Here is a 23,131-nt window from a genome sequence, read left to right on the forward strand (position 1 = left end):
TGCGTTTCGAATCGGATAGTGCGTTGGGTTCATGCGCCCGTGCAGGCGGGCGATGGTGGAAGTCGGTCGGTTCGGTGTCAATATTTGTCCGTCGATCCTGGTGATCGGGATCAGCCGAATGTCTTCTGCGGAGTACCGATGAGCGCACCGCGTCCCGAGATCCTCTTCGTCCACGGCCTGTGGATGCACGGCTGCGTGTTCGCGCTGCACCGTCGCCGGCTGCGGGAAATGGGGCGGTGCAGCCATGCGTATTCGTATCCCTCGCTGCGTGGTTCGCTCGCGGGGGCGGCCGATGGGCTGGCGGACATGATCACGCGCCTCGATCGCCCGCTGCATCTCGTCGGGCACAGCCTGGGCGGCTGTGTGGTGCTGGACATGCTCGCTCGTCACCGCCCCGAAGGGATCCGGCGAGTGGTGCTGCTCGGATCGCCGGCGCTCGGCTCCTACCCGGCGCAGCGCATCCTGCGTGTGCCGGTGCTGCGCCATGCGCTTGGCCGCGTGTTGCCGCAATGGCTGGCGCGGGTGCGGCCCGTGGTGCCGCCGGACCATGAGATCGGTGTGGTTGCGGGCCGGTTGCCGATCGGCCTCGGGCGCATCGTGCCCGGCGTGCCCAGGCCCAACGACGGCATGGTTACGGTGGCGGAGACGCGCTGGCCGGGCGCGCGCGACCACATCGTGCTGCCCGTCACCCACCTGCAATTGCTGTGGTCACGCGCCTGCCTGCTGCAGGCCGTCCATTTCCTCGATACCGGCGCCTTCGATCACGGCGTGCCGCGGCGCTGACGTCGGCTCGCCAGCGCCCGTCCGGGCGGCGAAGGGGCGAGGCGGGCTAGTCCCCGGTGTCGCGCCTGGCGTCGGCCATGTGCGCCTCACAGCGCGTCGCGGATCTCCTCCAGCGTCTTGCGCAGCGCGGCCAGGTCCTGGCCGAGCAGGGTGATCAGGCAGTCGAGGTTCTCGATCACCGAGGCGCGTTCGCGCGGACTGGCGCCGCGGGTGATCACCCCGCGATAGCCGTCGCGGATGCGCTCGGCGATCTCCGCGCATGGGGCCGGCAGGCTGGTCGTGCGCCGTGGGCGCGCGCGGACGGCGGACGCGCCGATGCAGCGCTCGAGCAGGCGCACAAGCTCCAGGTCGGCGAGCGCGGCGCCGTCCCAGAAGTCGGGCTCGCGGTCGTAGCGCGCCTGCAGGTCGGCCTGCAGGCGGACGATGTCGGCTTCCAGTGCCTGCCGCCAGGTGTCGGGGCGTCCGGGGTCCAGCCGCCCGGCAAGCAGCGCGGCGCTCGCCCAGTTGGTGAAGGGATAGGCCTCCTGCCGGCCGCCCAGGTCGAAGGACTGCAGGTAGGCGGCGGCGCAGGCGTCGAGCGCGGCCAGCCGCTCCGCCGGCTCGGACTCTGCCGCCAGTGCGCGCCGCTTGTGGGCGCTGCCGAGCAGGTCCAGGCGTTCGGCGGTGGGTGCGCGCTCGCACAGCTGGGTGAGGTCGGCGATCGCGCTCGCCATCAGCGCCTCGCGCGCCCGTGTTTCGTCGGCGGTCTCGGCCGCGCCGCGCGCGCCCCACAGCTCGGCGGCATGGCGGGCACGGAAGTTGGCGAGCTGTTCGAGCGCGCGCAGCGGGCAGTTGCCCTTGGCGGCGCTCAGTGCGGTGACCAGGGCGTCGATCGCCGCCTCCCAGAAGCGCGCCTCGCCCCAGGCGAAGCCGAGCGCGGCGGCGACGTCGGCGCGCGCCAGCCAGCGCGTGCGTTCGGCCTCGGGGATGCGCGCCAGCAGGCGGTTGATGCGCGCCGCGGTGGCTTCGTCGCGGCCCGCGGTGCCGGGGCCGGCGCCGGCGCGCAGCCATTGGGTCAGGTTGTCGAGCTCGGTCACGAGCTCGTCCGGCGCGTGGAAGGGCAGGCGCTGACGCTGGCGTTGGGGGCCGTTGCGCTGCAGGGTGTAGGCGGGGTCGCCGTAGCACTGGTAGGCGCCCCAGGTGTTCACCCCGGGGAAGCGCAGCCAAACCTCCTCGCGCGCCGCGCGCACCGCCTCGCCGAAGGCTTCGCCCTCGAGCATGCGGCGGTAGAAGGCGTCGGCGAAGGCGAGCGCTGCGGCATCGTCCACCGCCCAGCCGGCCGCCACCACCGCACGCACGCCCATGCGGATGAACTGCATGCCGAGGTTTGCGGCGAGCGCGCCGCGGTCGGTACCGGGGCCGGTCTTGCCGAGGTGGCAGCAGTTGATGAAGACCAGCTCGGGCACCCAGCGCATCTGCTCGATGTCGCCGGGGGTGAGGAAGATGTCGCGGCCGATGATCATGCCCGAGACCTTGAGCGCTGCCCGGTCCTTGTCGGGCTCCGCGCACGGGCGCTCGGTGCGCGGCGGCAGCGCGTAGTCGTGCTCGCCGTGGCCGGCCAGGTGCAGGATGCGCCAGGCGTCGCCGTGCAGGCGCTCGATGATCTTGTCGGCGCGGCGGTCGATGCAGTCCTCGACCTGCCAGCCGCGGCCGCGCAGCAGGTCGGCGACCTTGAAGGCCTCGTGCTGGGCGCCGGGCAGGGGCGGGAAGGCGTCCCAGCCTTCGAGATCGGGGTTGCCGACCACCAGCGCACGCGCCTCGAAGGCGTGCGCGGGACGCGGGCGGAAGTCCGCGGTGCGCAGCTGGCGGATCAGCCCGGCATCGACCGCGGGCGGGCGGCCGTTGTCGCTCCAGCGGTTCTCGAGCAGCTCCCAGGGGTAGCGCGCGGAGCATTCGTCCACCAGCAGCACCAGGTCGCCCTGGCGCGGCGCGGCTTCCTTGAGGCGCAGCGGCAGCAGCATCTCGTACAGCGTGCGCGCGGCCTCGGGGTTGGCGCTCGGCGAACTCGACGCGGTGCGGATGAAGGCGTCGGCGAGCGCGAGCTGGCCGGTGGCGAGCGTCTCCTCGGCACGCGCGCGGTCGGTGGTGAAGATGAAGCGCAGCGCGTTGCGGCGGCCGTCCTCGTCGACGATCTCGAGCCGGTGCCACCATTCCGGGGCCTCGTCGAAGCGCACCCGCCGGCGGCCGGCGCGGCCGGCCTCCACCACCCGAGCCGGCCAGCGCACCGCGGCGGCGATCTGGCCATTGGCGAGGATCGCGTGCAGGCTTTCGGCGGCGGAGATGGCGACGTCGGCGAACAGCTCGATGAATTCCAGGCGGTCGATGGCGACCGGGTTGTCGAGGCGGGTGTCCTGCAGTTGCACGTTGGCCGAAATTGCTGCGCGCAGGATGGCCTCGAGCGAATCGCGCGTGCTCAGCGCGCCCGCGCCGGTGCCCACCAGCAGGCAGGACACCGCGGCGCGGCGCGTGCCGCCCGCCGGACCGAAGCGCGAGTTGGGCCACTGCGACACCTGCAGCGCGTAGTCGAGCAGCGCCGCGCGCACGCCGGCTTCGAGCAGGCCGGGGGTGAGCTCGCCGACCTGGCCGAGGCCGACCACGATCGCGCCCTCGGGCTTGGCCTGGCGGCGCACGTTGAAGAACAGCGCACAGGTGTCGAGCCGTCCGGGGTAGAGGCCGAGCTCGAGCCGGCGCGACAGTGCGCCGCCGAGCTGGCGGTCGAGGGTGGCCTCGGCACTGACGATGGTGTCGCCGTGGTAGTGGCCGACCAGCACCGGATGGCGGGCGTAGGACAGGTCGCCGTGGCGGATGCTGATCTCGATCACCGGCGCCGCCGGGCGGAGATCCGACGGCGCCCGCCGCAGCCCGCCGCCGAAGCCGAGGCTGCGCAGCTCGTCCTCGCCCGGCAGGCCGTCGGCCGGCGGTGTGGCGGGGAGTTCGAAACGCCGTGCCTGGTCGCCGCCTGCGCGTGCGCGCAGCGGTGGCGTCGAAGGCAGGCGATTCGTGGTGCCGGTCTGCAGCAGGTCGAGGTAGGCGGGGAAGGCCTGCTGCTGCACGCACAGCGCGTCGTGGGCGGTGTCTTCCAGATACCACATCGGTACGCCGTCGAGCCGGCCCGAGGCCCAGCTCACCGTGCCGTCGCCCTCGGCGCTGGCGATGAAGGCCAGGCGCTTGCGGCCGGCGAGCCAGGCCTGCTCGTCGGCGGGGTTCGCGAAATCGTAGTCGGCGAACTGGTAATCGACGATGGTGGCCGGCTGGCTGCCGGCGACGTAGCACATGTGCTCGGCATCGGCGCGCGCCTGGCGCAGCAATGTCCAGGTCTCGCGCGCGGCGCGCAGCACCGGCGCCTGCACCGTCTTCCAGCGCGGCTGCAGGGTGTCGTGCAGCGTGCGCCAGCGCGCCGGATCGGCGAAGTCGGGGTCGGCGGCGGAGAAGGGCAGCAGCTCGACCAGGCCGGGGTAGTCGCGCACCAGGTCGACGATGTCGTCCATGCCGCGGGTGAAGTCGAGCAGCGCCAGCCGCGCCTCGGTCGGGTTGGTGCCGGTGAGCCAGCGCAGGGCCTCGTACGAGCCGGCATTCGGCGTCCCCAGCATCAGCAGGCGGCTGCCGGGCAGGCGGGTGATGCGCTGCCACAGCGCGGCGCCGCGGCCGCCGTCGGCGATCATCGCGCGCACCACCAGGCCGCCCATCGAGTGCGCGACCAGATGCACCGGCTGGGCAGCCTGTTCGGCCTGCGGCAGCCACTGCTCGAGCGCGTTCGCCAGGCGCGCGGCGGCCTCGCGCACCGATTGCCGCCAGTCGTAGGGGAAGAGCTCGACGCGATGGCTGGCGGCGAGGAATTCGATGAGCGGGCCGTAGAAGTCGTCGATCAGGTGCCCGGCGGCGACCTCGGGGCGGTCGATCGCGATCTCGCCCAGGCCGCCGCGCAGCAGGGCGCGGTAGTCGAGCCAGACCGGTCGCCCGGCCGCGGACAGGCCGCTGCCCATGGTGCCCGGCAGCACCACCGCCAGCGGGCGCGGTCCGGCCTGCTGCCGGCTGCGCGCCACCGCCTCGCGCCAGCGCGGCGGGGTGTGCGGCGCGGCGGCGATCGGCATGAAGCCGGCCGCGTCGTCGTCGCGCCGGGTGAGCCCGGCGAGCAGCCAGCGGACGCTGTCCGGATTGTGGAAGTAGCTGAAGTGATTGACCTGCGCGCCGCGGTCGAGGCGGAAGCGCGCGCCGCCCTCGGGGCGGCGCAGGCCGCCCGACATCGCGCCGGTATTGACCACCAGGTCGTGGTCGGCACCGTAGAACCAGTCGGTGACCAGCAGCTTGATCTTCTGCCACGGCGAGTCGCCCTCGACGTCGCCGGCGATGACGCTGAGATCGGCGGCGGAGACGAGCTCCGGGTGGTGCAGCAGCCGGGTCAGCGCCGAGCCCGGCATCATCGCCTCCAGCCCGGGCAGGGTGCGCGGGTCGGTGCGCTCCTTGACCACCGCGAGCAGGAACTCGAGCGCGTCGGCGAAGGGGCTCTCGCCCAGCGCCCTGCCGGCGAGGAAGTTCAGCATCGACAGCCAGCGATCGAGCCGCCCGGAGGCGAGCGTGGTGCCGCGCGCCGGGCAGGCCACGCGCACGAAGCGGGTGACGCGGATCCCGCGCGCGACGAGTTCGCCGACGAGCTCGAGAAGGGCGTCGCGGTCGGCAGCGTAGGCCGCATCGCGTTCCTTCACTTCGTCCGGCGACAGCGGCAGCAGGCCGAGCTGGTCGGCGATGGTGCGATCGGCGGCGAACAGCTGCGCGAGGCGCGTCTTGTCGAGCTGCTGTGCCACGCCCTCGCACTGGCCGAGGCATAGCAGCTCGCCGACCAGGCCGCCGCGCGAATGGCTGACCAGGTGCAGTTGCGCGCCCGCGGGCAGGCGGCGCACCAGCGCGAGCGCGTTGGCCACCGGGCTTTCGGTCAGGCTGCGGTGCTCGAAGGCGAAGGCGCGTCCGGCATAGGTGGTGGCGAGGCGGGTGCGGGCGTCGCGGCCGGCGGCGTTGTCGGCGGCCCACAGCTTGCCGAAGCTGCCCCGGGTGCTGGAGGCGGTGCCGTGCAGCAGGATCAGCAGCGGTTCGGTGGTCGCCGGCAGCGTTGCGTCCGCGGCGAGCGGGGCGAGCGGGGCGAGCGCGAAGCCCCCGTCCAGGCCCAGGGCGTGGAGCCCGGGCTTGCCGCCTTCCAGCTTGCGGTCCTCGAACCAGCGCCCGAGCTTGCTCGCCGCCTTCTCCTCGACGCGGATGCCGAAGAACTCGAGCACGCGGATCCCGAGCCCGAGTGCGCCGCGCTCGCCGCGGCTGGCCTCGCCGCCGGCGGGTGCGCGGGTGTCGCCCGGCACGCCGCCCGGCGTGTCGCCCAGGGTGTCGAACTCCCAGGCGTCGCCGCCGTCGCGCGCCAGGCTGCGCCGGCCATGCTCGCGCACCAGCGCATCGGCGCGGCTCCACAGCTCGAAGCCGTTGTCCAGCTCGATGCGCACCACCTCGTCGGCGGCGACTTCCAGCTCGCCGGTGACGCCGTCGCGTGCCCGGCCCGGGCTCAGCACGCGATGGCTGAGCACGGTGGCCGGGGCGCCGCCGCCTCCCGCCTTGCGAACGGCGTGCTCGGGGGTCGAGGGGGTGCCGCGGATGCGGAAGCTGCGGGTGGACATGGGACCTCCGGAAGCTCGTCGGGTCGGCGCCGCGCGGCCGTGAGGCGGCATGCGCAACGAGTCGCCGCGGGCAGGTCCTGCGGGCGCCCGCGCCACTGCTTAAGCCTAGTTCAGGGGCTTGCGCCCTGCCACAGCCGCCGGCAGTCGATGTGGATGACGTGGCCGTGGTGGCGCCGTACCTCGCCCACCATGTGCGCGGTGCCGCCGGCGCCGTCGCCGCCCTGGCCGTCCCACAGGCACAGCAGCCACACCTGCTCGCCGCCGTGGGCGAGCGCGGTGTCGAGCAGCCAGCGGTTGCAGCGCTCGTAGGGGTTGTCGTCGGGCGGCCCGGGCGGCATCACCCGCGGCGGCGCGGCGAGGCGGGCGGCCACCGCGCGATAGCGCGCCACCCAGTCCTCGCCGTCGCAGACCGGACGCACCGAGCGCGCGACGAACTCGTCTTCCGCGAAGGGCTGCAGCAGCTGCAGCGGCAGGCCGCGGGCCTGGGCCGCCTCGGCGAACAGCAGGTCGCCGCCGGCCGCGCCCTGGGTCAGGCCGAGGTCCCCCGGGCCGGCACCGAGCTGGTCGAGCGCGGCGGCGATGCGCTGCGCCGCGGCCGGCACGCAGGCAGGCGGAAAGCGCGGCAGCGCGCGACCGGGCGCATCCACCATGTGGCCGCTGAACAGGATCACCCGGCGCGAACCGGGTGGGGCGGGCGGGGCGGGCGAGTCGGGCACGGTTGCGGTCCTCACGGCGGAGACGATTGCTGCAGCGGGGCGGTACGCCATCATAGGAGCGCGCGCCGGGGGCTGGCGAGGCTGCGTGCTTCCGCTGAGCGCGCGACCGCCCCGGGTGCGGGCCGGTCAGCGCCCGCCCTGCCGTCGCCACGCCGCCGGGGTGGTGCCGAAGGCGCGCTTGAAGGCGCGGCAGAAGGCGGCTTCGGAGTCGTAGCCGACGTCGAAGGCGATCTGCGCGGTGGCTGCCGGGCTGTCGCGCAGGCGCAGCGCGGCGAGCTGCAGCCGCCAGCTGGCCAGGTAGTGCATCGGCGGCGTGCCGAGCAGGGCGGTGAAGCGCTCGGCGAAGGCGGAGCGCGACAGCCCCACCTCGCGCGCCAGTTCCTCGGTGGTCCACGGATGGGCGACGCGACCGTGCAGCAGCGCCAGCGCGCGTCCGATCATGCGGTCCTGCAGCCCGGCGAGCCAGCCGGTCTGACCCGCGGGCAGGCTCGCCAGATAGCGCCGCACCGCCTCCACGAACAGCAGTTCGGCGAGCTTGCCGAGCACCGCCGCCGAGCCGATGCCGCCTGCGGCGAATTCCTCGGCGGCGTGGCGGAAGGAACTCGCGATCCAGGCCCCGCCGGTGCCGTCGCGCACTTCCAGCTTCAGCACCGGCGGCAGGGTGGCGACGAGCGGGTTGTGCGGCGCCTCGCAGCCGAGAAAGCCGCACACGATGCGGGTGTGCTCGCCGCCGCCACCCAGGCGCAGCGCGGCCGGCGTGCCGGCGTCCGGTGCCTGCAGGTGGGCGTCGATCGGCGTCGGTCGCAGGCCCGGCGCGCTCGCCAGCAGGTGGCCGTCGTTGCGCGGCAGCATGACGATCTCGCCCGCCGCCACCTCGACCGCCTCGCCGCCCACCTGCACGAACATGCGCCCCGTCACCACGTAGTGGTAGGCGATCAGGTGCGCCGGGGCCTCGCCCTGCGGAAACTCCTCCGGACCGACCTGGGATTCGACGCACCACGGCGCGCTGAACTCGGCGTCGAGGAACACGCCGCCCGACAGGCGCACCGCGGCGAAGACGTCGGACAGTGCATCCACGCTCCCTCTCCTGCTGCGATCCGCGGCGCCGCGGTCAAGACTTCCGGCGTCGCGGACATATCGGCCATGCGGCCATGGACTTAACTTAGCACTGCGCGCACGCCCCGGCCGATCTTCGCTGGCCGGGGGTAGAAGGCGCGTCATCCCCACCCCGGCAAGGAGAACGAAGATGAGCTTCCACGACGACCACGGCCTGGCCTGCACCGGTGCCGACGCCGACAGCGCCGCCCACTACCGGCGCGCCCTGCACCAGTTCCGCTGCTACATCGAGGATCCGGTGGCGAGCGTCGATGCCGCACTCGCGCTGCGCCCCGACTTCGTCATGGCCCATGCGCTGAAGGCCTGGCTGCACCTGCTCGGCACCGAGCCGGCCGCCATCCCGGTGGCGCGCGCCTGCCTCGCCGCCGCCGCCCGGCTGCCGGCGAACGCGCGCGAGCGCGGCCACCTGCAGGCGGTCGGCGCGCTGGTGGCGGGCCGCTTCCGCCAGGCCGCACGCGTGCTGGAGGAGGTCGCGATCGACCATCCGCGCGACGCCCTCGCGCTGCAGGCCGGGCATCTGCTCGACTTCTACGTCGGCAACGCGCGCATGCTGCGCGACCGCATCGCCCGCGCACTGCCGTCGTGGTCGCGCGGCATGCCGGGCTACCACGCCCTGCTCGGCATGCACGCCTTCGGCCTCGAGGAGTGCGGCGACTACGCCCGCGCCGAGGCGCAGGGCCGTGCCGGGGTCGAGCTCGAGCCGCGTGACGGCTGGGCCCAGCACGCGGTGGCGCACGTGATGGAGATGCAGGGCCGCGAGCATGACGGCATCGACTGGATGCGCGCCGACCCCGCGGCGTGGTCCACCGACAGCTTCTTCCGCGTGCACAACTGGTGGCATCTCGCCCTCTACCACTTCGAGCTGGGCGAGATCGACGAGGTGCTGGCGCTCTACGACGGGCCGATCCGCGGCGAGCGCTCGACCGTGATCCTGGACATGATCGACGCCTCGGCGATGCTGTGGCGCCTGCACCTGCGCGGGATCGATGTCGGCACGCGCTGGCAGCAGCTCGCCGAGGACTGGGCGCCGCTCGCGGCCGCCGGCAACTACGCCTTCAACGACGTGCATGCGACCCTGGCCTTCGTCGGCGCGGGGCGTTTCGACCTGGTCGACACGGTGCTGGAGGCGCAGCGCGCGGCGATGGCGGGCGAGGGCGACAACGCCGCCTTCACGCGCGAGGTGGGCCAGCCGCTGACGCGGGCGATGCGCGCCTTCGGCGAAGGCCGCTACGCCGAGACCGTGCGCCTGATCCGCGAGGTGCGCGAGATCGCCCACCGCTTCGGCGGCAGCCACGCGCAGCGCAGCCTGCTCGACCTGACGCTGATCGAGGCCGCGCTGCGTGACGGCCAGCAGGCGCTCGCCCTAGCGCTGTGCAACGAGCGCGTCGACGCCCGGCCGCACAGTCCGCTCACCCGGCTGCTGCTGCAGCGCGCCGCGCCGCTGCGGGCGGCCGCCTGAGCCGGGCGCGTCAGCCCGGACTTCGGCGCCGGCCTGCGAGGTCGGGCCAGGGGGCCGACGCCTGCTCTATCGTCGGCGGCATCGGCTGAATATAATTACAGCCATGCCGCCTTCGTCTTCTCCTGCTGCCGCACCCTCTGCGGCAGTCTCCGACCGTCTCGCTCCCGACCCGCTCGCCCGCCTCAATCCGGCGCAGCGCGCGGCGGTCGAGCACGGGATCACGGCGGGGGCGGCGACCGCCCCGCAGCCGGCGCCGCCGCTGCTGGTCATCGCCGGCGCCGGCTCGGGCAAGACCAACACCCTGGCCCACCGCGTGGCCCACCTGATCGCCCACGGCGCCGATCCCGGGCGCATCCTGCTGCTGACCTTCTCCCGGCGTGCGGCGGACGAGATGGGGCGGCGGGTGAGGCGCATCCTGGCGCAGGCGGCCGCCAGCCGGCCGGGGCTGGCGCAGGCCGAGCTGCACTGGTCGGGCACCTTCCATGCCATCGGCGCGCGCCTGCTGCGCGACTACGCGGGGCGGATCGGGCTCGACCCCGGGTTCACGATCCACGACCGCGAGGACTCGGCCGACCTGATGAACCTGGTGCGCCACGAGCTCGGCCTGTCGGCGACCAAGCAGCGCTTTCCGCAGAAGGGCACCTGCCTGGCGATCTACTCGGCGGCGGTCAATACCCAGGCCCCGCTCGCCGAACTGCTGCAGGCGAGTTTCCCGTGGTGCGCGGAGTGGGCGGACGCGCTCAAGCGCCTGTTCCGCGCCTACGTCGAGGCCAAGCAGGCGCAGCAGGTGCTCGACTACGACGACCTGCTGCTGTACTGGGCGCAGATGGTGGCCGAGCCGGAACTCGGCGCCGAGATCGGCGGCCTGTTCGATCACGTGCTGGTCGACGAGTACCAGGACACCAACGCGCTGCAGGCGGCCATCCTGCTGGCGATGAAGCCCGACGGCCGCGGCCTGACCGTGGTCGGCGACGACGCGCAGTCGATCTACGCCTTTCGCGGCGCGACGGTGCGCAACATCCTCGACTTTCCTGCCGCCTTCGAACCGCCCGCGCGGGTGGTGACCCTGGAGCAGAACTACCGCTCGACCAGGCCCATCCTGGACGCGGCCAACGCGGTGATCGCGCTCGCCGCCGAGCGCTTCACCAAGAACCTGTGGTCCGAGCGCGAATCCGCCCAGCGCCCGCGCATCGTTTCGGTCAAGGACGACGCCGACCAGGCCGCTTTCGTCGTCGATACCGTGCTGGCGCGGCGCGAGGAGGGGCTCAAGCTCAAGCAGCAGGCGGTGCTGTTCCGCGCCTCGGCGCACAGCGCCAGGCTGGAGATCGAGCTCACCCGGCGCAACATCCCGTTCGTGAAATTCGGCGGGCTCCGCTTCCTCGAGGCCGCCCACGTCAAGGACGTGCTCGCGCTGCTGCGCTGGGCGGAGAATCCGCGCGACCGCATCTCCGGCTTCCGCGCCATCCAGCTGCTCGCCGGCATCGGCCCGAAGACCGCCGGCCGCGTGCTCGACAACGTCTGCGCCGCGCCCGCGGGCTGCATGCTGCTGGATGAGCAACCGGTGCCGGAGGCGGCGCGCGCGGGCTGGCGCGAGTTCGCCGCGCTGATCGATGGCCTGGCCGAACGCCCCGCCTGGCCGGCGGATTTCGAGCTCGCCTGCCGCTGGTACGAGGCGCAGATGCCGCGCCTGTACGACGACTTCGCGGTGCGCGTGATCGACGTCCAGCAGCTCGCGCGCATCGCCGCGTCCTCGCCCAGCCGCCAGCGCTTCCTCACCGAGCTCACCCTCGACCCGCCCAGCGCCACGAGCGGCGAGGCCGGCATGCCGCTGCTCGACGAGGACTACCTGATCCTGTCGACCATCCACTCCGCCAAGGGCCAGGAATGGAACGCGGTGAGCGTGCTCAACGTGGTCGATGGCTGCATCCCGTCCGACGTCGCCACCCGCAACAGCGCCGAGATCGAGGAAGAGCGCCGGCTGCTGTACGTGGCGATGACGCGGGCCAGGGACAACCTCGACCTCGTCGTGCCGCAGCGCTTCTACGTCACCCAGCAGATGGGCATGGGCGACCGCCACGTGTATGCCGGGCGTACGCGCTTCATCCCCAACCGCCTGCTCGGCAACTTCGAGCAGATCGGCTGGCCGCCTCCGCCGCCCGAACTCCAGGGCTCGCCGGCCTCGCGCCAGGCGGCGATCGACCTCGCGGCGAAGATGCGCGACATGTGGCGGTGAGCCGGTTCAGCCCTCTTCGTCTTGCGCGGCCAGCAAAATGCGAAGCGCCTCGGCGTTGTTGTGCGCGGTGTCGCGCGCGCCGTAGAGCAGGGTGACGACCGCATGCGCGGCGATCAGGCCGCGCAGTTCGGCGAGTGCTGCGGCGGCTGCAGGGGACTGCAGCTCGTCCGCGTAGCGCTGGCGGAATCCGTCCCAGCGTTCGGGGTCGTGGGCGAACCACTGGCGCAGTTCGTTCGACGGGGCGAGCTCGCGCAGCCAGTGGTCGATGCCCGCGGCCTCGCGCGCGAGGCCGCGCGGCCACAGGCGGTCGACCAGAACCCGGCAGCCGTCGTCGGCTGCGGGCGGGTCGTAGACGCGGCGCACGCGCAGGCTCATGGCGTGATCAGATCGCGATGCCCTTCTCGTCGAACAGCCCCTCGAACAGGATCGAGCTCAGGTAACGCTCGCCCGAGTCCGGCAGGATCACCACGATGGTCTTGCCGGCGTTCTCGGGCCGTTGTGCCAGACGCACCGCAACCGCCGTGGCAGCGCCGCAGGAGATGCCGGAGAGGATGCCTTCCTCGAGCGCGAGGCGGCGGGCGTAGAGGACGGCGTCCTCGTTGCTGACCTGCTCGACGCCGTCGATCAGCGCCAGGTCGAGCACCTTGGGGACGAAGCCGGCGCCGATGCCCTGGATCTTGTGCGGCCCGGGGGTGAGCGGCTGGCCGGCGAGGTGCTGGGTCAGGACCGGGCTGGCCGCGGGTTCGACCGCGATCGACTGGATGTCCTTGCCGCGCACGCGCTTGATGTAGCGCGACACGCCGGTGATGGTGCCGCCGGTGCCGACGCCCGAGACCAGGATGTCGATCGCGCCGTCGGTGTCGTTCCAGATCTCCGGGCCGGTGGTGGTCTCGTGGATCGCCGGGTTGGCCGGGTTCTCGAACTGCTGCAGCAGCACGTAGCGGCCCGGGTCGCTGTCGACGATTTCCTTCGCCTTGGCGATCGCGCCGTTCATGCCCTTGGCGCCCTCGGTGAGCACCAGCCTGGCGCCGTAGGCGACCAGCAGCTTGCGGCGCTCGATGCTCATGGTCTCGGGCATGGTCAGGGTCAGCGGGGTGCCGCGCGCGGCGCACACGAAGGCGAGCGCGATGCCGGTGTTGCCGCTGGTGGGCTCGACCACCTCCTGCCCTGGGCCGAGGCGGCCGTGGGCGATCGCGTCCTTCACCATCGCCGCGCCGATGCGGCACTTGACCGAGTAACCCGGATTGCGGCCCTCGATCTTGGCGAGCACGGTGGCCGGCGCGCCGTCGAGCACGCGGTTGAGGCGGACGAGCGGGGTGTGGCCGATGGATTCGGCGTTGTCGGGGTACCAGTGGGACATGCGGATTTCCTCATGGGGAAGGCTGACGGAGGGACTGTGCCCGTGGCCGAAGTATAGGCAAGGCGGGCGCCTGCCCGCCATGTCGCGCGGCAAGGTCCACGCCCGCTGCGAAGCCCCTTGCCGGCAGGCATGCGGGTGTCGGCGCCGTTTCAGTCCCGTGTCGCATCGCCCTCGCCGCAGTGCGCGAGGATGTCGGCGCGCACCGTGTCGCGCAGGGCGAGCAGGTCGTGCCAGTCCTCGCCGGCGGGGTACTGCGGCGCGCAGATCGTGACCGCGAGCGGCCCGGGCCGCGGCCGCCAGCTGCCGTCGGGCAGCACCGCGCGGGTGCCGGCGAGCGCGACCGGCACCACCGCCAGGCGCTGGCGCGCGGCGGCCTGGAAGGCGCCGAGACGGAAGGCCTGCAGGCCGGGGCGGGCGCTGAAGGTGCCCTCGGCGAAGAACAGCAGTGGTGCACCGGTGCCGGCGCCGGCGGCGAGCGTGTCGGCGTCCTCCACCCCATGGCCGGCGTCGAAGCGGCGCACGAAATGCGCGCCCATGCGCTCGAACAGCGGGCGCAGCAGGCGGCTGTCGCGCAGCTCGGCCTTGGCTACGAAGCGCACCGGTTGCGGCAGCGCGGCGGCGAGCACGAGGCCGTCGATGTAGCTGGCGTGGTTGGCCACCAGCACGCAGCCGGTGGCCGGCAGGCGGTCGGCGCCCTCGACCCGCAGCGGGCAGCCGCACAGGCGCGCATGCAGGCGCGCGAGGCGGTGGCAGACCGCCCAGCGCTGCGCGAGCCGTGGCAGCGCGAGGATGGCCAGGGTCGCGAGCGGCGCGAGTGCCATGAATGCGGCCCACGCCCACGCCGCCTGGAGCTGGTGCGGCACCGCCAGCGCCGCGCGGCGGGCACGTCCGCCGACACTCGCCAGTTGCAGGCGCAGCACCTGCAGCCAGGTGGCGCGGCTGGGGGCGCCGAGGGTGCCGGCGATGTAGGCGTCGCGGATGGCGGCGCGGCGGATCTTGCCGCTGGAGGTCTTGAGCACCGCATGCGGCGGGGCGAGCACGACCACGTCGGGGGCGAGGCCGAGTTCGTCCATCGCCGCGGCGGTGATGCGCGCCTCGAGCGCCGCCCGCGTCTGCGCATCGCGCACCCGCGTCTCCGCCACCACGACCAGGCGCTCGTCGGCTTCGCCCGGCGCGTGGGTGCCGAACACCGCCACGCAGCCCTTGCGCACGCCGGGCAGCTCGCCCACCGCCTGCTCGAGGTCGTAGGGATAGAGGTTGCGGCCGGCGCGGATGATCATCTCCTTCGCCCGCCCGGTGAGGTAGAGCTCGCCCTCGGCCAGGTAGCCGTGGTCGCCGGTGGCGAGCCAGCCGTCGCGGATCAGCGCGGCGGTGGCCGCAGGGTTGCGGTAGTAGCCGGCGGTGGCCGAGGGGCCGCGGAACTCGACCTCGCCGACGCAGCGCTCGGGCAGCGGATGGCCCTCGCCGTCGACGACGCGCAGTGCGTGGCCGGGCAGGACCGGACCGCAGGACACCAGGCGCAGTGTGTCGGCCTCGTCCGCCGTCGCGGGCTCGACCCGCGCGCCCAGGCGCACGCTGGCCCGCCGCACGCGATCGACCACCACGCCGCGGCCGGGCGGGGGCACGCACAGCCCCACCGCGCATTCGGCCAGGCCATAGACCGGCATCAGGCTGTGCGCATCGAGGCCGTAGCGGGCGAAGGCGGCGGCGAAGCGCGCCAGGGTGTCGGGGTTGACCGGTTCGGCGCCATTGGCGGCCAGCCGCCAGGAGGACAGGTCGAGGCCGTCGAGCGCGGTGTCGGCCAGGCGCTTGACGCACAGCTCGAAGGCGAAGTTGGGCGCCGCGGTGACCGTACCGCGGTAGTGGTGGATCGCCCACAGCCAGCGCTCGGGGCGGGCGAGGAAGTCGAGCGGCGACATCAGCACCAGGGTGCAGCCGTGGTACAGGCTGCCGAGCCAGGTGCCGATCAGGCCCATGTCGTGGTACAGCGGCAGCCAGCTCACGCACACATCCTGCGGCACGACCGCGGCGGCGCGGCCCCAGGCGCGGATGTTGGCGAGCAGGTTGGCGTGGCTGAGGGCGACGCCCTTGGGGTCGCCGGTGGAGCCGGAGGTGTACTGGATCAGACCGAGCGCCGCGCTGCGCAGCGGCTGCGGCGGCAGCGGACGGGCGCGGGCGGTCTCGATCGCAGCCCCGAGTGCGGCCGGGGTGCCGACATGGGTGAGCGTGGGCACCAGTCCGGCGAGCATGCGTGCGAGCGGGCGTACGCGGTCGAAGGTGATCAGCAGCCGCGCCTCGCAGTTGCGCAGGATGCCGGCCTGGCGGCGCAGGTGCTCCTCGATCTGGTTGGGGCGTGCCGGCGGATACATCGGCACCGGCACCGCGCCGGCGAACAGGATGGCGAAGAAGCAGCGGAAGAAGTCCAGCCCCGAGGGCAGCATCAGCGCCACGCAGTCGCCCGGGCGCACGCCCAGCGCGACGAGTGCGCCGGCGAGGCGCATGGCGGCCTCGTGCAGCTGTCCGTAGCTGAGTGTCTCCGCGTGCTCGTCATCGACCAGGAAGCGGACGTGGGTGCGCCCGGGGTGGCGGGCGACATGCCATTCGAGGACCTCGACCAGGGTCGTGGCGGATTCCGGGAACCGGGGCGCGGCGCGGGCCGGCGTCGGCTCGGACGCGCCGGTCTGCGCTGCGCCGGCATCGGTGTCGGCGGTGTGCGCATCGGCGGCACCGCCTGCCGCGCCGGACGGTGGCGCGGGCGCGCGGGGGGCTTGAGCCAGCGCGCGCAGCAGGTCGCGCGGCGTCTCGGCGGCGGCGAGCACCTCGGTGGGCAGGCGCAGGGCGAAGCGACGCTCGATGCGGGCGAGCAGCTCGACGCGGCTCAGGCTGTCGAGGCCGAGTTCGCGGTCCAGCGCGCTGTCGAGGCTGGCGTGGCGCGTGGTGCCGGGCTGCAGCTCGCGGACGACCTCGTCGACCAGGCGCAACAGCGCGTCGGCGTCGGGCGGGGAAGCGTGGAGAGGAGGTGCATGCGTCACAGGTACAGGCATCGCGGCGAAGTCCGGGTGCGCGCCGCCGGGCGGCTCGGGGCCAGGGGATGGGGCGGCCAGTGTCGCACTCGGCACCGCCCCGGCGGGCGGCGGGCTTGGTAACATCGCCGCCCATGTCTGCCTGCCTTGATTCCCGCTCCCCCCGGGTGGTTCCCCGCCGAGGAGCGCCCCATGCCTGATCAGCTCGCCCTCGGCCTGCGCGATGTCGCCGCCCTCGGCCAGATCTTCACCCCCGAGCCGGTGGTGCGCGCGATGCTCGCGCTGCGCCGCAAGCACGGTCGCGTGCTCGAGCCGTCCTGCGGCGACGGCGCCTTCCTGCGCCATCTGCTGGGCGCGGTCGGGCTCGAACTCGATCCCGACCACTGCCCGCCCGGTGCGCAGGCGATCGACTTCTTCGCCTATCCCGAGCGCGAGCAGTTCGACACCATCATCGGCAATCCGCCCTACGTGCGCTTCCAGGACATCCCGGAACCGACCCGGGCGCTGATCGCGCGCGGCCACTACGGCGCCTGCCTGGACAAGCGCGCCAACCTCTACCTGTTCTTCATCGACAAGTGCCTGCGCCACCTGAAGCCCGGCGGCGAGCTGATCTTCATCACGCCGCGCGACTTCCTCAAGGCGACCTCGGCGGTGAAGCTCAACCGCCTGCTGTTCGAGGCGGGCTCGATCACCGATGCGATCGAACTGGGCGACGCGCGCGTGTTCCCCGATGCGGTGCCGAACTGCCTGATCTGGCGCTTCGAGAAGGGCCGCAGCGAGCGCAGCCTGCGCTACTGCGAGATCGGCGTCGGCGACGCGCTCGACGCCGCGCTCGCCGCGCCGGTGTGGGTGGAGCGCCACTTCGTCGAAGCCGGCGGCCACCTGATGTTCGCCCGCGGCGACTATCCGCTGCGCCTGTCCGATGTGGCCTTCGTCAAGGTCGGTGCGGTGTCGGGCGCGGACGAGCTGTACGCCGACGCGGCACACGGCAGCCGCGACTTCGTGTGCTCGTCCACGGTCAGCACCGGGCACACCCGGCGCATGATCTGGAGCGAGCCGGGCGAGCAGCCGCCGGCGGTGCTGCTGCCGCACAAGGTGCGCCTGCTGCAGCGCAAGGTGACGAAGTTCGACGAGTCGAACTGGTGGATGTGGGGACGGATGCACTACCGCAGCACGCAGCCGCGGGTGTACGTGAATGGCAGGACGCGGGTGGCCAGGCCCTTCTTCGTGCATCCGTGCACCGACTACGACGGCGCGGTGATGGCGGTGTTTCCGCGCCGCGCGGATGTCGACCTCGAGGCCTTCCGCGACGCGCTGAACGACGTCGACTGGGCGGACCTCGGTTTCGTGTGCGACGGGCGCTTCCTGTTCACCCAGCGCAGCCTGGAGAACGCGCCGCTGCCGGCGGCGTTCGAGCGCTTCCTGCCCGCAGGTTGAAGCCCGCCTCCGCCGGAGCGAATGCCCCGATCCGCCAGGCCGCGCATCGTGTGCGCCGCCCGGCGGATGCAGGCATCAGCCGGTGAAGAACCCGACTCCGACCAGCAACAGCAGTCCGAGCCCGATACCGATCAGGACCAGGCCGAGTACCACCGAGCCGATGTGGAAGGGGCGCGACGGCTGGTCGATCAGATACTTCTGAATCTCGCCAGTGGCCACCATGCGCTTGAAGTGGGCAGGGTGATCGTGGCGGAACTCGTCCAGCGACTGCGTGCCGGTGAACATCACCACGTCCGGCGGCGGCAGCTTGTCGGGCCTGAAGTGGTTGTTGAAGAAGTGCACCGTGAAGAGGAAGACGGCGGCGAGGAAGGCTTCTTCGCCGTGCACCAGCGTCCCCACGTTGAACACCCAGCCTGGCAGGTAGGTCGCCGTGACGTGCGGGAAGGCCAGCATCAGGCCGCTCCAGCCGATCACATTCACGCCCCAGAACACCGCCCAGTAGTCGAACTTCTCGTAGTAGGCCCAGCGCTCGAACTCGGGGCGCGGCCCCTTGCCGAAGAACCACCTGAACATGCCCCAGCAGTCGGCGAAGTCCTTCCAGTTGGGCAGCAGCGAATCCGGGCCGAACCAGCGGAAGCTGCGGTCACGGAGCAGCTTCTGCATCACATGGACGAAGTGCACCAGGAAGATGGCGATGAAGACCGCCGCGGCAACGCGGTGCACCACGGCCAGCACCTTCGGTCCGCCCACCAGGTCCGCCACCTTCGGCGCCCATGGGCTCTCGGCGAACAGCGCGGTCGAGCCGGTGAGGACGAGGGTCATGGTGGCGAGCGCGAACAGCAGGTGCGCGAGGCGCCAGCCCCAGTTGAAGCGGCGGAAGTGCTTGCTCGGGTCGATGCCCAGGGCGGCGAGGTCGACATGGGGGATGGTCTTGCCTTGCTTGCGGTCCTTCCACTCGCGGTAGTACCACAGCCCGGAATGGGCCCAGAAGAAGGCGAACACGAAGATCAGCAGGCCGACCATGAATTTCGACGCGACGTACATTTGCGGGTACTTGTCGAAGTCGTTCGTGGTGGCGTGCGGGGCGAAGGACGCAAAGCCGGCCGTAGCGTCGCGCATGCCGGGCTTCTTGTCGCTGTGGCACTGCATGCAGGTCTTCATCCGGTTGTTCGGATGAATCATCGACTTGGGGTGGTCCACGCCGAGGATGCGGTGGCTGCCGTGGCAGTCGGCGCACTTTGCCGTGTGGGCGTAGCCGAGGCGATTGACCTGGCCGTGATAGGTGTCCGCGTAGCTCGCGAGCTTGTCGTCGTGGCAGCCGCCGCAGGTGTTGACGGCAGCGAGCTTGAACTTTTCCGATGACGTGTTCAGGACCGAATGCGCGCTGTGACAGTCGGTGCAGACGGCGCCTTTCGTGTCGCCCTCGTCGAGGACCTTTTTGCCATGTGCGGATTCGGCGTAGGACTCGAGCTGGTCCTCGTGGCAGGCGCCGCCGCAGGTCTCCGGAACCGTCGCATGCCAGTCGCTGCGCCGCTGCGACACGTCGGCCGGCACGTTGAAGTCGTGACTGGTGTGGCAGTCCTCGCAGGCCGCCATCGGCCGTCCCGGCTCGTCCTCGCTGGGGCGGGCATGGAACGAGGTCCTGTAGGCTTCGATGTTCTGGACAACGACGCCGAGACGGGGCTTCTGTGCCGCCGCCCCGCTGGCTTGCGCGTCCTTCCACAGCGTTTCGTGGCAGCCGATGCAGGTCGGCCGTTCGGCGCCCGCTTTCTTCTGGTGCCTGGCCTGGCTGTCGGTGATCTCCGTGTGGCAGGCAAGGCACTGCAGCCCGGCATGTACGCCCGCGTCAAAGCGATGCGGGTCGACGGGGCGCAGCGTCCGCGCCTCGCCATCCGCGTCGGCGAGTTCGATCGGCGGCTTGGACTTTTCGTGACACCCGAGACAACTCGCGTTGTCGAGCGAGCCGGTGTCTGCAGCAAGCGCCTCCCCGCCAAGCGCACCGAAAAAAAGGCAGGCCAAGCCTGCCACCAACTGCCATCGGAGTCCCGGGCTACGCATGATGTGTTGACTCTTGTCGGGTGATCAGCGATCCAGCATCCACTTGGCGACGGCGTTCAGGACCGCGGGGTCCTTGGAGTCGATGATCTTGTGGTCCTCCTCGGTGCCATCCGTCAGCTTGACCTTGCCGCCGCTCGTCATGTGCTTGATGGCTTCGTCGGTGCCGAGGTTCTCGGTCTTGAAGCGCGCTGCGATCTTCTCGAGCGAAGGGCCCTTTTTCGCTTTTGTGGCGTGGTGGCATTTATGGCAATCGTTGTCCTTGAAGACCTCTTCTGCATCCACCTGGGCGAAGGCGGGCGCGGAGAGACACAGGCTGCCGATGGCGGCGGACACGATAAGGGTTCGGATGTTCATTTTTTGCCCCTTGATGCGGTAAGAAACCGGCCGTCCGCGGACGGCCGGTGGGGTGGGAATCAGTTCAGCTTGACGGCCGTGATGTCGGCCTTGGTGCCGATGCCCAGCGTCTTGGTGTAAGACACGTGATGGCCGCGTCCGGTCATGTTGTCGTCGTGGATGGCAAAACCGACGTTGTAGACGCCGCCCGGCTCGAGGGCCTTGTCGTCGGCGTTGGTCAGGCCGAGCGGACGGATGAACACCACCGTCTGCACGCCATCCTTCCATTCGGAAATGGCCTTGTTGTCGGCGGCCGAGCCCGTCGCATCCGCGGCGCTCAGGACGTACTGCGGCAGGATGTCGCCTTCCTTCCAGCCTGCGTTCGGATCGAAGGGCACGGCATTGACGCCCTGGATCAGGATCAGCTCCTTCTTGCTACCGTAGTCGCTCGCGGCGAACGCCTTGCCACCGAACTTGGCCGGATCGAACATGAACTTCGGCAGCTTGGTCTTGCCGTCCATGTTCGAGCTGAAGTGGTTCTTGCCGGCATCGAAGTTGCGGTACTCGAGCACGAAGCCATCATCCGCGCCGCCGACCTTGTCGCTGCGATGGGAACGCCACTGCATCAGTTCGAGGAACTCGCCATTGGCCTTCATTTTCGCTATCTCTTCGAGCGACTTGCCCGTCGACCAGTCCATCGGATTGGTGCGGGTGCCTGGAATGAACTTGCGCACGTCGGACTTCTTGATCGCCTGCATCAGGGCGTTCGCCTCGACCTCCGCCTTCGTCGGCTCCTTCGGCATGTCGCGCTCGCCGGTGTGGCAGGTCAGCCAGCAGCCTTGCTGGGCGAAACCGGGCACCTTGCCATCGTCGAGCATGATGTTCACGCGGTTCTCATAGACGACCCCGGTCTTGCCGGCCAGCACGTTCTTGTTGAGGCGCATGCCGCCGTAGGCTTTCCATTCCTTGCCGTCGAAGCGGTAGCCCGGATAGTCGTTGCCCGGGTGGTTCGGGTTATTCGTCTTGTACTGGAAGCGCAGGTAGGCGTTCTTGTCGTCGTAGGCCGCCTGCACCGTCATGTCGATGTGGCCGTTCTTGCCCTTCAGGACTGCGGCATGCGGTTCGAGCGGATGATCGCCACGCAGGATCTTGGCGCCCTGGCGCTGCTCTTCCTTGGGATCGTCGTGGCAGGAGGTGCAGGCATCGCCGCGCGCGGTCTCCTTGGCGGCACCCGCATGGGCCTCGCTGCGCAACCACTGGTAGGAAGACTGGCCGGGATAGAACAGCGCGACCTTGGTCGCGGGAATCTTGTTCCAGTCGATCGCTTGCGGGCCGGTCGCCATGGAGGCACAGCCGGCGACGATCACGGAAACGCCCAGAAACACTGCTGTCTTTTTCATAACGATGGCCCCTACATGGTTGTTGTCAGGTGACTGACATCATGCAAGGTTCATGCCACGGTTTCGGGCCGTGCCTACGGCGGTTTGGGGCGATCGATCGGCCTGGAGCTGTCATGTTTCAGCGACAGTCGTCACCGTTCGGTGACAATCCCCCAGCGCTTCATGCGTACGTAGAGATTCTGTCGTGGGATGCCGGACAGGCGGGCCGCTTCCGAAACGTTGCCGTGTGCCGCTTCGAGCAGGCGGACCATGTAGTCGCGCTCGAACGACGCCCGTGCGTCCTGATAGCCCAGCGCAGCCTGGGAGGACTCCGCCGGCCCGGGGCCGAGCTCGAGGCCGGCCCTCGGGGCGTCGAAACCTTCCGGAAAGAGATGAATGTCGTCGATCGGGCCATCGCCATGCAGTGCGACGGTACGCTCGATGCAATGCTGCAACTGGCGGACGTTGCCTTCCCACGGGTGGTGTTCGAGCGCCTCGACTGCCGCCGGGGTAAAGGGCCCGCAGTGGCGGCCGAACTTGGCGTTGAAGGCCTCGAGAAAGTGCATCGCTAGCGTCAGGATGTCCCCGGTACGTTCGCGCAGGGGCGGCATCACGATGGTCACCACTGCGATGCGGTAGTACAGGTCCTCGCGGAAGCGGCCCGACCTGACCTCTGCCTGCAGCGGGCGGTTCGTGGCGCAGACCAGGCGAAAGTCCGCCTTTCGCGTCTGAGCACTGCCGATCCGCGTGTAGGAGTTGTCCTGCAGCACGCGCAGCAGGCTGCTCTGCAGCTTGGGGCTCATGTCGGCGATTTCGTCGAGGAAGAGCGTGCCGCCGTGCGCCTTTTCAAAGTAGCCGGCGGTGGCCTGCCCGGCGCCGGTGAAGGCGCCTTTCTCGAAGCCGAACAGCAGGCTCTCGAGGAGGGTTTCGGGCAGGCCGCCGCAGTTGACCTCGAGGTAGGGCTGTTGCGAACGCGCGCTGAGGCCGTGGATCAATTTCGCCGCGAGGTCCTTGCCGGTGCCGCTCTCGCCTTCGAGCAGCACCGTGATGTCGAGGCCGGCGACGCGCTGCAGCTGAGCTTGCGCATGCGCCATCGCCGGTGACTGGCCGACGATGACCGGCAGGTGAGTTCCGGTGTTGAGCTGCGCACGCAAGGTGTCGATGTCCCTGTAGGCCTCATCGAGCTCCAGTGCCTTGCCGATGACCGCCTCGAGGGCGTCTATGTCCTCGAAGGGCTTGGTCTGATAGTCGAAGACGCCCTCGCGGACCGCGGCGACCGCGTCGCGTACGTCGGCAAAGCCGGTCATCAGGATCGCGACCAGGCGCGGGCGCTGCCGGCGCAGCTCGCGCAGCAGGTCGATGCCGTTGGCGTCGGGCAGGCGCTGATCCATCAGCACCAGGTTGAAATCCGTCGCTGCGAATCGCTGTCGGGCCTCGCGCGCGTCGACGGCGAGACTCAATTCGGCGGTCTTGGCGAGGAGCCGTTCGAGAAAGACCCGGGTGTGCCGGTCGTCATCGACGATAAGTATCTTGGGGGGCAT

14 protein-coding genes are annotated in these 23,131 nt (G+C 71.3%); 4 read left to right on the plus strand and 10 right to left on the minus strand.

Features of this window, described 5'->3' with window-relative positions:
• Positions 1–138 precede the first annotated feature (138 nt).
• Complete coding sequence (locus tag CKCBHOJB_RS01915; protein WP_281050351.1) at positions 139–783, plus strand: alpha/beta hydrolase; 645 nt, start codon at positions 139–141, stop codon at positions 781–783.
• 86 nt (positions 784–869) lie between these two features.
• On the opposite strand, the gene CKCBHOJB_RS01920 is transcribed toward CKCBHOJB_RS01915, so the two are convergent.
• The 3 genes from CKCBHOJB_RS01920 to CKCBHOJB_RS01930 all read right to left on the minus strand — a co-directional run bounded on the left by CKCBHOJB_RS01920 (position 870) and on the right by CKCBHOJB_RS01930 (position 8,269).
• Complete coding sequence (locus CKCBHOJB_RS01920) at positions 870–6,476, minus strand: CHAT domain-containing protein (RefSeq protein WP_281050352.1); 5,607 nt, start codon at positions 6,474–6,476, stop codon at positions 870–872.
• Between the two features lie 110 nt (positions 6,477–6,586).
• A complete protein-coding gene (locus tag CKCBHOJB_RS01925; protein WP_281050353.1) occupies positions 6,587–7,192 on the minus strand; it encodes a hypothetical protein in 606 nt (201 codons plus the stop codon).
• A gap of 126 nt (positions 7,193–7,318) precedes the next feature.
• A complete protein-coding gene (locus CKCBHOJB_RS01930; protein ID WP_281050354.1) occupies positions 7,319–8,269 on the minus strand; it encodes an AraC family transcriptional regulator in 951 nt (316 codons plus the stop codon).
• A 169-nt stretch (positions 8,270–8,438) separates the two neighbouring features.
• Here CKCBHOJB_RS01930 and CKCBHOJB_RS01935 point away from each other — a divergent pair, with 169 nt between their 5' ends.
• Both CKCBHOJB_RS01935 and CKCBHOJB_RS01940 read left to right on the plus strand, forming a co-directional pair.
• Positions 8,439–9,767: a tetratricopeptide repeat protein gene (locus tag CKCBHOJB_RS01935; RefSeq protein WP_281050355.1), complete on the plus strand. Its 1,329-nt coding sequence runs from the start codon at positions 8,439–8,441 to the stop codon at positions 9,765–9,767.
• Positions 9,768–9,870: 103 nt separating this feature from the next.
• Positions 9,871–12,000 carry an ATP-dependent helicase gene (locus CKCBHOJB_RS01940; RefSeq protein ID WP_281050356.1) on the plus strand — a complete coding sequence of 710 codons (2,130 nt, stop codon included), beginning with the start codon at positions 9,871–9,873 and terminating at the stop codon, positions 11,998–12,000.
• 6 nt (positions 12,001–12,006) lie between these two features.
• On the opposite strand, the gene CKCBHOJB_RS01945 is transcribed toward CKCBHOJB_RS01940, so the two are convergent.
• The 3 genes from CKCBHOJB_RS01945 to CKCBHOJB_RS01955 form a co-directional block, all read right to left on the minus strand.
• Positions 12,007–12,375: a DUF488 family protein gene (locus CKCBHOJB_RS01945; protein ID WP_281050357.1), complete on the minus strand. Its 369-nt coding sequence runs from the start codon at positions 12,373–12,375 to the stop codon at positions 12,007–12,009.
• A 7-nt stretch (positions 12,376–12,382) separates the two neighbouring features.
• On the minus strand, positions 12,383–13,360 hold the full coding sequence (cysK, locus tag CKCBHOJB_RS01950) for a cysteine synthase A (RefSeq protein ID WP_281050358.1): 978 nt from the start codon (positions 13,358–13,360) through the stop codon (positions 12,383–12,385).
• 149 nt (positions 13,361–13,509) lie between these two features.
• Positions 13,510–16,404, minus strand: a complete 2,895-nt coding sequence (locus CKCBHOJB_RS01955) for an AMP-binding protein (RefSeq protein WP_281050359.1) — start codon at positions 16,402–16,404, stop codon at positions 13,510–13,512.
• A 171-nt stretch (positions 16,405–16,575) separates the two neighbouring features.
• Here CKCBHOJB_RS01955 and CKCBHOJB_RS01960 point away from each other — a divergent pair, with 171 nt between their 5' ends.
• Positions 16,576–17,820, plus strand: a complete 1,245-nt coding sequence (locus tag CKCBHOJB_RS01960) for a class I SAM-dependent methyltransferase (RefSeq protein ID WP_281050360.1) — start codon at positions 16,576–16,578, stop codon at positions 17,818–17,820.
• A gap of 75 nt (positions 17,821–17,895) precedes the next feature.
• Here CKCBHOJB_RS01960 and CKCBHOJB_RS01965 read toward each other — a convergent pair whose 3' ends face one another.
• The 4 genes from CKCBHOJB_RS01965 to CKCBHOJB_RS01980 all read right to left on the minus strand — a co-directional run bounded on the left by CKCBHOJB_RS01965 (position 17,896) and on the right by CKCBHOJB_RS01980 (position 23,131).
• Entirely contained in the window at positions 17,896–19,839 is a 1,944-nt protein-coding gene (locus tag CKCBHOJB_RS01965) for a cytochrome b/b6 domain-containing protein (protein WP_281050361.1), read from the minus strand.
• 63 nt (positions 19,840–19,902) lie between these two features.
• Positions 19,903–20,211 (minus strand): c-type cytochrome, encoded by a 309-nt coding sequence (locus CKCBHOJB_RS01970; protein ID WP_281050362.1) that lies wholly within the window; start codon positions 20,209–20,211, stop codon positions 19,903–19,905.
• Between the two features lie 80 nt (positions 20,212–20,291).
• Positions 20,292–21,611 carry an ethylbenzene dehydrogenase-related protein gene (locus tag CKCBHOJB_RS01975; protein WP_281050363.1) on the minus strand — a complete coding sequence of 440 codons (1,320 nt, stop codon included), beginning with the start codon at positions 21,609–21,611 and terminating at the stop codon, positions 20,292–20,294.
• A gap of 131 nt (positions 21,612–21,742) precedes the next feature.
• Positions 21,743–23,131: a sigma-54 dependent transcriptional regulator gene (locus CKCBHOJB_RS01980; RefSeq protein WP_281050364.1), complete on the minus strand. Its 1,389-nt coding sequence runs from the start codon at positions 23,129–23,131 to the stop codon at positions 21,743–21,745.

Origin of the sequence: Thauera sp. GDN1, assembly GCF_029223545.1 — a bacterium.
Taxonomy (GTDB): Bacteria; Pseudomonadota; Gammaproteobacteria; order Burkholderiales; family Rhodocyclaceae; genus Thauera.